Source organism: Elstera litoralis (assembly GCF_000963705.1).
Lineage (GTDB): Bacteria > Pseudomonadota > Alphaproteobacteria > Elsterales > Elsteraceae > Elstera > Elstera litoralis.
In genome coordinates, this window is record NZ_LAJY01000464.1 from 1 (window position 1) to 1805 (window position 1805).

Consider the following 1805-nt stretch of genomic DNA (forward strand, 5'->3'; position numbering starts at 1 on the left):
TCGGGAAGCAGTTTTCCTTTTGATCGACGCAAATATCGGCAATTACCGGGCCGGGATGGTCCAGGGTCGCCTTAATCACATCGTCAAGTTCACTCATATCGAGCGCCCGGAAGCCGCGCGCGCCGAACGCTTCGGCCAGTTTCACGAAATCGGGCAGCGATTCGGAATAGCTTTCCGAATAACGGCCACCGTGCAGCAACTCCTGCCACTGGCGCACCATGCCCATATATTGATTATTCAGAATGAACACTTTCACCGGCAGGCGATACTGCACCAGCGTGCTCATTTCCTGAATATTCATCATGGCGGAGGCTTCGCCGGAGATATCGACCACCAGCGCATCCGGGTGCGCAATCTGCACGCCCATCGCCGAGGGCAGGCCGTAGCCCATCGTGCCCAAACCGCCGGAGGTCATCCAATGGCGGGGCTTTTCGAAGCCGAAATATTGCGCCGCCCACATTTGATGCTGGCCGACTTCGGTGGTGATGAAGGTTTCGCGGCCCTGGGAGAGTTCCCACAGGCGGCGCACCGCGTGCTGCGGCTTAATGATCTTGCCGTTGCTGCCGTAGCGGAGCGAGTCGCGCTTGCGCCACTCTTCGATCTGGCCCCACCAGCGTTGCAGCGGCTCGGCTTTGATCTGCGCGCCGCGCTCTTTCCAGCGGGCGATCAGGGCTTTCAGCACCGTTTTTACGTCGCCGATTACCGGCAGATCAACCATCACGGTCTTATTGATCGACGAGGGGTCGATATCCAGATGGATTTTTTTTGAGTTCGGCGAGAAGGCGTTCAGGCGGCCCGTCACCCGGTCGTCAAAGCGCGCGCCGATGTTGAACATCACGTCGCAGCCATGCATCACGAGGTTGGCCTCGTAAGTGCCGTGCATGCCGAGCATGCCGAGGAACTGACGGTCCGAGGCCGGATAGCCCCCAGCGCCATCAGCGTCAGCGTCACCGGAATATTCGTCAGGCGGGCGAATTCGGTGAGCAGGGCCGAGGCTTCATCGCCGGAATTGATGATACCGCCGCCGCCGTAGATCACCGGGCGTTCGGCGGCCACCAGCATATCAATCGCGCGATCGATTACGCTCATGTCGGCGTCGGTACGCGGGCGGTAGGTTTTATGGGCGACGGTCGCGGGCGGGATATAGGGGCCGATCGCGAACTGCACGTCTTTGGGCAGATCGATCACCACGGGGCCGGGGCGGCCCGTGCGCGCCACATAGAAGGCTTCATGCACCGTGCGGGCGAGATTGTTCACGTCCTTCACCAAGTAATTATGCTTGGTACAGGGCCGCGTAATGCCCGTGGTATCGCATTCCTGGAAGGCGTCATTACCGATCAGATGCGTCGGCACCTGGCCGGTGAGGCAGACCAGCGGGATCGAATCCATCAGCGCGTCGGTCAGGCCGGTCACGGCATTGGTCGCGCCGGGGCCGGAGGTGACGAGCACGCAGCCGACTTTCCCAGTCGAGCGCGCATAGCCTTCCGCCGCGTGAACCGCCGCTTGTTCGTGCCGAACGAGAATGTGGCGAATCGCGTTCTGCTGGAAAAGAGCATCGTAAATCGGAAGGACCGCGCCGCCGGGGTAGCCGAAGATAACTTCTACACCCTGGTCCTTCAGCGCCTTCAAAACGATTTCCGCTCCGGTCAGCATCTCCCGCGTGTCGCTCATGACACTCCCTCACGTCGTTAGCCCAACCCCCGCCGATGGGCGGGGCCTGAAATCTCAGGGAAAGAGACGCTATGCGGGGGCGGGTCAGCCGGTCAAGTTGGTTTGCGTCATGATCGACAAGATTTCCTGCATAG

At 60.7% G+C, this 1805-nt stretch carries 1 pseudogene; it reads right to left on the reverse strand.

Annotated features, from left to right (window positions below):
- A pseudogene (locus VZ95_RS15820) lies at positions 1-1671 on the reverse strand (acetolactate synthase 3 large subunit); the annotation flags it as partial.
- Positions 1672-1805: the final 134 nt, after the last annotated feature.